The organism is Pseudomonas sp. GD03875 (genome assembly GCF_029840585.1).
Lineage (GTDB): Bacteria > Pseudomonadota > Gammaproteobacteria > Pseudomonadales > Pseudomonadaceae > Aquipseudomonas > Aquipseudomonas paralcaligenes.
Window position 1 is genome coordinate 208,748 of the sequence record NZ_JAOCCV010000007.1, and the last position, 6,243, is coordinate 214,990.

The window sequence follows — 6,243 nt, forward strand, 5'->3', positions numbered from 1 at the left end:
ATCATGCGCCACGCCGCCATCCTGCTCGCCGCCCTGCTGCTGAGCACCCCGCTCTACGCCATGCACTGCCCCCAGGAAATGGCCAGGATCGATCAACTGCTCAAGACCGAACCGCCCGCCGACCCCGAGGTGCTGGCAGAAGTGCAACGTCTGCGCGCCGAGGGCGAGGAACTGCACAAGGCCGGCAACCACGAGGAGTCGGTGAAGGTGCTGGAGCAGGCGCTCAACCTCCTCCAGGCCAGCGAGTAGTCAGCCCTGCCGGCCGAGCAGCGACAGCACCAGCTGGCGTAGCTGCTGGAGATCGACGGGCTTGAGCAGGCAGGCCTGCGCGCCCTTGGCGCGGGCTTCCGCCAGCAGTTCCTCGTCGACCGCCGCGCTCACCACCAGCACCGGCACATCGGCCAGGCGCGAATCGCCGCGCATGTGGGCCAGTACCTCCAGGCCGTTGCCGTCCGGCAGGTCTAGGTCCAGCAGCACCAGCGCCGGGGTCTGCTCGGCCAGCAGCAGCAACGCGCGGCGCACCGAGCCGGCGCCATCGACCACGGCCATTTCCCGCAACCCCTCCTGCAGCACCTTCATGCAGGCCGGATGGTCCTCGACACAGAGCAGCCGGGCCAGGGGCCGCGACGGCGGCGGCTCCGTAGTGCTTTCGCTGCCCCCTTCGACCGGCGGTTCGGCCGCGCTGGGCAACTCGATCCAGAAACGGCTGCCCATGCCCGCCTCGCTGGTGACGCCCATCTCGCCGCCCATCAGCTCGGCCAGCTCGCGGCACAGCACCAGGCCGATACCGGTGCCGGGAATGCTGGAGTTCTCCCGTCCCAGGCGCTGGAACGGCTGGAACAATTGCGACTGCTGCTCGGCATCGAGCCCCGAACCGCTGTCGTCGACCCATAGCCGCACTCCGCCGGAGCGCACCTCGTAGCCCAGCCGGATCAGGCCCTGCGGACTGTTGTACTTGATCGCGTTGGACAGCAGGTTGAGCAGCACCTGGCGCAGGCGCCGCGGATCGGCCATGACGAACAGCGGCGGGTTCGCCTCGGCCTGCACCTGCAGCTGCAGACGGCGCTGCTGCACCTCCGGCTGGATCAGCTCCGCGCAGCCGCGCAGCAGCGGCCCGATATCCACCGGCTGCAGCTGTAGTTGCTGCTGGCGGCTCTCGATGCTGGACAGGTCGAGGATGTCGTCCACCAGCGAGGTCAGATGGCGGCTGGCGAGGACGATCTCCCGGGCGTACTCCACCTCCTGGTTGCGCTCGGGTCGGTCCTGGGCCTCCAGCTCGATCAGCTGGGCGAAACCGTGGATAGCGTTGAGCGGCGTGCGCAGTTCGTGACTCATGCTGGACAGGAAGCGGCTCTTGGCCTGGCTGGCCGCCTGGGCCTCCAGGCTGGTGCGACGCAGCTCGTCCTGCACCTGCTTGAGCCGGGTGATGTCGACATGCGTGCCCGCCGCCCGCATCGCACGACCTTCGGCGTCGCGCTCGATCACCTTGCCGCGGCTCAGCAGCCAGGCGTAGCGGCCCTGGGCATCGGCATAGCGGTATTCGGCTTCGAAGAAATCCACTGCCCCCTCGTCGGCCATGCTCAGCCTCAGGTGGCGCACCCGGGGCAGGTCGTCAGGGTGGACGCGCAGGTTGAATTCGGCGAAGGGCATGCAGTCGGTAGGCAATCCGAAGCGGCGCACGAAGCGCTCGCTGATACGGATGCTGAGGCTGGCCGCGTCGACCTCCCAGAGGCTCTCTGTGGTGCTCTCCAGCACCAGTTCCAAGGTGCGCTGGGCATGCCGGCGGCTCTCGTCGCTGGCCTGCAACTGGCGGCCAGTCTGCTCCACTTCCACCGCCATCTCGGCCATTTCGGCGATCACCGTTGGCGGCGCCGCCGGCTTGTAGTCGCCCACCGCCAGACTGCGCATCATGCCGACGATACCGGTGATGGGCTGGGCCAGTTCATCGCTCAGGCGCCGCGAGCGCAGCCACATCCAGGTGCCGAACAACAGGTAGAAAAACACCAGGCCGGCGATCAGCAGATAGCCGATGATCTGGTATTGCTCGGCCAGGCGGTTGGTCTCACTGAAGATATTCGCCTCGTCCACCACCAGCATCAGGCGCCAGCCGGTCTGCGGAATCTCGCTCCAGGCCATCAGCTGGCCACGCCCGCCCAACTGCACCTCGACGACGCCATGGGGCCGGGTGGCCATGATGTCGAGCAGCGGCCGCAGCCCTTCCTGCCGGTCCAGCTTGAAGTCGGCAGGCTTGAGCACCTCGCGGCTGACGGCCTCGGCGTAGGAATAGCTGGTCAGCTCGCGCAGGCCGAAATCCTTCTCGCCCGCGGCGGGCAGCGCCATGATCGCATTGTCGCGCCCCACCAGCAGCGCATACCCCTGCCAGGGCACCTGCAGGTTGCCGATCTCGGCGAGCATCTGGCCCACCGTAACGTCCAGGCCAGCGACGCCCTCGAGGAAGTCGTCGCGATAGACCGGGGCGATGGCGGACATCATCCAGCCCTGACCCGCCGGGTCGAGGTAGACCTCGGTCCATACCGGGCGCCGCTCGGGGTTGTGTGTAGCGTCGGCCAGGTAATAGAAGTTGTACTTCGGGATGTCCATGTCGTGCGGATACTGCTGCAGCACGTCGAAGTAGGGATAGATGCGGTTGTAGCTGTCCCAGCTGTTGAAGTAGACCGCCGCCACCAGCGGGTCGGCCTGGCGGATCGAACGCATCAGCGAATCCACCCGCGACAGGCGCAGGGCCTTCTCGCGGTCCTGGCTGGCAGTCCTGGCGGAATAGAAGGAGGCGGCGCGACCGTCGTCGCTGCGGCTGTAGAACACCCCCTCCGGGGTGCTCGCGTGACGCCGGCGCTCCAGTTCGTCCGGCGCATAACGCTGGTCACCCAGCGCCTCGGCCACGGCATCCCGGTAGATGCCCACCTGGGTCTCGATGGCACGCAGGCGGCCGTCGATCACCTGCCCTTCCCGGCGCACGGCGCTGCCCAGGTCCTGCAGGGCACTGGTCTGCAGATAGCCGACCTGGGACTCGCGGATGGATTCGTTGGTGTAGAGATAGACGCCGATCAGCACCGATTCCACCAGCACCAGCGGAATCAGCGAACTCTGCAGGAAGGCCCGCCAGATCCAGCGGCGCAAGGGCTTGAGCGGTGCGGTCGGCATCCGTCGTCCTCTAAATCTGCTCAGATGTGGATGGCACGGGCTCGACGAGCGACGGTGCCGGTCGGGCATTGTAGCGGCAGCCGGTGGTCGACGCTGATGAACCTTTGCCGTACACTGCGCGTCCAACCTCGCAAGACCCGTTCTGGGGCCGATTAGGATTCGACGCCGGTAGCAAAACTTGAGGGGCATGCCGAGTAGGTGACAGTTCTCGTAAATCCGCTGCCACAACTTCATAGTTGCCAACGACGACAACTACGCTCTGGCCGCCTAAGGGCGCCAGCTGACCCTAGGGGATGCCTGTAAACCCGAAGATTTGGTCAGTCAGATAGAACAGGATCGCCGCCAAGCTCGCTGCAGGTGTAACGGCTAAAACTCATGCAGCTCGCTCCAAGCGCCCTGCCACTCGGGCCGCGCGGAGTTAACTCAGTAGAGATGGCTAAGCATGTAGAACCGATAGCGGAGAGCTGGCGGACGGGGGTTCAAATCCCCCCGGCTCCACCAACATAAGCCCTTGAATTTCCTAGAGATTTTCAAGGGCTTTTTCTTTGAGTGTCGAAAAAGTGTCGAAGCCCGACAGCGGCCCGAGACGGATTGCATCCGCCAAGTGATCCGGCGACAGGTGCGCATAGCGCATGGTCATAGCCAGGCTGGAATGCCCCAGGATTTTCTGCAGCGTGAGGATGTTCCCGCCGTTCTGCATAAAGTGACTGGCGAACGTGTGCCGTAGCGCATGAGTAGCCTGGCCTTTCGGAAGCTCGATAGACGTACGATCCAGGGCACGCCGAAATGACGTGATGCAGCCGGTGAACTGGCCGTAACGCTTCCAATGATTGCACAACAGCGCTTCGAGGTCGGGCCGAATAGGAACAGCACGCACCTTGCCGCTTTTCGTCCCACTGAATGTAACGACACCAGAACGCAGAGACGCCGGAGGCAACCGCTCAGCCTCTGACCATCGAGCACCCGTTGCCAGACATATCAGCGTGACCGGCTCAGTATGCGGGTTATCACAGCCTTCCCGGATCGACGCCAGCAACTCACCGACCTGCTCAAACGTCAGCCATGACAATTCACGCTCCTGCAAACGAAGCGGACGCACCAGGGACAGCGGATTGGCATAGTCGATCTGGCCGAGTGACCGCAGTTCGTTGTAGACCGAACGCAGATAGCCCAACTCATTATTGAGCGTCTTGCCAGACGTGCCGGACTGGAGGCGGATACGCCTGTTATGCGCATAGGCATCTGGCGATAACTTGGCCGCAACAGGATTGCGCAGCGCCTTGCACAGTGCATCCAGCTTCGAACGCCTGCGCTCACCGTCACGCAACGCATAGCCGTGCAGTTCATACCAGGAAGCGATCAAGGCCGAGAGTCGACGACTATCAGCAGGCTTCGGCGACCATTCAGGCGTATCGATCAGCCTTGAGCGGCACGTGGCCTCAAAGCGAATAGCTTCAGCCTTGGTCTTAAATTTCTTGCGAAAGCGCGTGCCCTTGATTGGCTCTACATCAACACGCCAACGGCCATCAGACAGTTGCTCTATCGCCATCAGACGGCCCTACCCCACCGGATATGGCGTTCGGCCAACAGGTCACGGATATGGCAGTAAAGGTCGCGTGAGGTCATTCCCTTGGCGGCATAGTGGTCACGGATCACCGGCCAGCATTCCCACTCAACAAGCCGGTCAAACGCCTTTTTTGCCCCCACCCTTTCCCTTGCCAGCAGGCTGACGAAGTTACCCAGGAACAGTTCCACGTTCTTGCCGGAGAAGCCGCGAGCCGTCTTGTAGTGACGCTTGTACTCCGTCTCCTCCAGCAGCGAATCGGCAGCCACATCAACGCGCACGTCATCACGGATCAAGGTCCAGATAGGCTCAAAATAACCAGGGCGAGCAAGTAGCTTGAACTGGCGCAAGCCGTAGCGCCACAGGCCGTCCAGATGGCCCGACAGTGCGTCGAATGAGTGAGTATCGATGATCGAGCCGGACCGCAGATCGACAGAGCCGCTGGCGAATTGCTGAATGACGGAATGGTGGTAGCGCAGCTCGACACGCCAAACATCCTGGGCGGGGTTGTAGTTCTCCGGGTCGCCTTCGTCGAAGCTGTCACGGCGCTTCCAGACACCATCCCAATAGTCCAGCTTGTCGGTCGCTCTGGCCTGTTCGGTCTTGTTGTAGATACACAGCTGGACGCTACCAGCAGAGCCAAACATGGAGGTTTCGCCACGTCCGTAGACGCTAGACTTGCTCGCCCACTCAATCTGATTGATGCCCGAAATATCCCGGTGCGTTCGCGCCCGACAGTGCATGCGAGCGACCAAATCATGAGGCGGCGTCCAGCCCTGTACGTCCAGGGCCAAATGCACCGCACACTGGTTCAGATTCACATGCGTCAACAGCTCACCGGCATAGAAATCGAGACGAGCCTGAAGGCGCTCGGGACTCAGGCTATCGATAGCATGCGGCGATACCTCAATCTTGAGGTGCGGACCAATGGCATCCAGCTTGGCGTTGAAATTCTTCACCAGAAGGACAAAGCCCAGGTCTGCATTCTGGAGCTTGTACTGGTAGCCCGAATCCTTACCCACCCGCCCCGAATGCCAGCGCTGGCCAGCGAACTCAACCATGGCGCCCGGCTTCTCGAAAAGGACCATGGTTTCCGGACGGATCAGCCCGCGATACAACTGGCGCACGGTATCCACGCCACAGCGCAGAATGCGAACCTTAGAAAGGTCAACGATACGTGCCGTGCTGGGATCAACAAAAACCCGACCACAGTCATCAGGGAGAGCATTCAATCCAAGACGAGCAAAGTCCTTAACCATCTTTTTTTTCCTTAATTGACCCAAATTGGCCTTTTTCACATTCGTTTATCTGACGTGTTACAGGGACGTCAGCGCCCGGGCGGCGCGCGCGCGCCTCCGCTCTGAACCGAGCCGCGTCGGCGCGCGCTTACCGCCAAGGGCGAGACGAATACTCGCTATCGCTCACAACAGTCACACGGACACCACCACCAACTGGCTGAGAAACAGCCCCAGGTGACGGCGTAGCATGAATCGCTGATGCGGCAGAAATGCCATTCG

The 6,243-nt window shown here is 62.7% G+C and carries 4 protein-coding genes and 1 other RNA gene; 2 read left to right on the forward strand and 3 right to left on the reverse strand.

Going from position 1 to position 6,243, the window contains the following annotated elements; genetic code table 11:
• The first annotated feature begins 3 nt into the window (after positions 1-3).
• Entirely contained in the window at positions 4-249 is a 246-nt protein-coding gene (locus tag N5D30_RS08945; RefSeq protein WP_279908686.1) for a hypothetical protein, read from the forward strand.
• Here N5D30_RS08945 and N5D30_RS08950 read toward each other — a convergent pair whose 3' ends face one another.
• Positions 250-3,162, reverse strand: a complete 2,913-nt coding sequence (locus tag N5D30_RS08950) for an ATP-binding protein (RefSeq protein ID WP_279908687.1) — start codon at positions 3,160-3,162, stop codon at positions 250-252.
• Positions 3,163-3,306: 144 nt separating this feature from the next.
• Here N5D30_RS08950 and ssrA point away from each other — a divergent pair.
• Positions 3,307-3,663, forward strand: a transfer-messenger RNA (tmRNA) gene (gene ssrA / locus N5D30_RS08955).
• Between the two features lie 19 nt (positions 3,664-3,682).
• Here the strand turns inward: ssrA and N5D30_RS08960 are convergent.
• Positions 3,683-4,711, reverse strand: a complete 1,029-nt coding sequence (locus tag N5D30_RS08960; RefSeq protein ID WP_279908689.1) for a tyrosine-type recombinase/integrase — start codon at positions 4,709-4,711, stop codon at positions 3,683-3,685.
• The gene (locus tag N5D30_RS08965; protein ID WP_279908690.1) at positions 4,711-5,985 is read right to left on the reverse strand and encodes a hypothetical protein; all 1,275 of its coding nucleotides are present in this window, start codon (positions 5,983-5,985) and stop codon (positions 4,711-4,713) included. The genes N5D30_RS08960 and N5D30_RS08965 overlap by 1 nt, the downstream gene beginning before the upstream one ends.
• Positions 5,986-6,243 lie beyond the last annotated feature (258 nt).

Bases quoted from the DNA above. Each gene is read 5' to 3' on its own strand.
- N5D30_RS08965 (WP_279908690.1), bottom strand. From the start codon at position 5,985: ATGGTTAAGGACTTTGCTCGTCTTGGATTGAATGCTCTCCCTGATGAC.
- N5D30_RS08945 (WP_279908686.1), top strand. From the start codon at position 4: ATGCGCCACGCCGCCATCCTGCTCGCCGCCCTGCTGCTGAGCACCCCG.
- N5D30_RS08950 (WP_279908687.1), bottom strand. From the start codon at position 3,162: ATGCCGACCGCACCGCTCAAGCCCTTGCGCCGCTGGATCTGGCGGGCC.
- N5D30_RS08960 (WP_279908689.1), bottom strand. From the start codon at position 4,711: ATGGCGATAGAGCAACTGTCTGATGGCCGTTGGCGTGTTGATGTAGAG.